The sequence below is a fragment of the Streptococcus sp. WM07 genome, from assembly GCF_004570525.1.
Taxonomy (GTDB): domain Bacteria; phylum Bacillota; class Bacilli; order Lactobacillales; family Streptococcaceae; genus Streptococcus.
Window position 1 is genome coordinate 1 of record NZ_SPPZ01000181.1, and the last position, 453, is coordinate 453.

The window sequence follows — 453 nt, forward strand, 5'->3', positions numbered from 1 at the left end:
AGTCTACAAACTGGCTAATGAGACGTGCTTCATGAGTTTCAGGGATGTCCCAAGCAATAGATAGTTCAAGGCTGAGTTGATTTGTGTTATACTGTTTATACATTTTATGTCTTTCTAGTTGTTTTGTAGTTATTGTAATTATAAAGCATAAAATGGAAAAGGAGCAATTCTAGTTTGGAATTGCTCGCTTTTTTATTTTATACTTAACAAAAAACAAAAATAGCTGTATACTATAAGGTATGAAAGTCGAACTAAATGAATATCAAATTAGCGAATTGAAGCAAGCCCTGAAAGATAAAAAGAATGCACAGCACCATAGGAAAATTCAAGCTCTCATTCTCTACTCTGAATGTCAGAATTTAACAGCAGTAGCTAAATCAGTAGGTTTTGTTCATCAAACTGTACGAAACTTATTGAACCGTTATCTAGAAGGAGGTTTAGAGGCACTCCTTA

Annotated in this window: 1 protein-coding gene; it reads left to right on the plus strand. The window is 33.3% G+C overall.

The window, feature by feature from the left end; all coding sequences use genetic code 11:
- Positions 1-239: 239 nt before the first annotated feature.
- Positions 240-453: helix-turn-helix domain-containing protein (locus E4T71_RS08950; protein WP_135034965.1), on the plus strand; the 214-nt coding region annotated here is incomplete at its 3' end.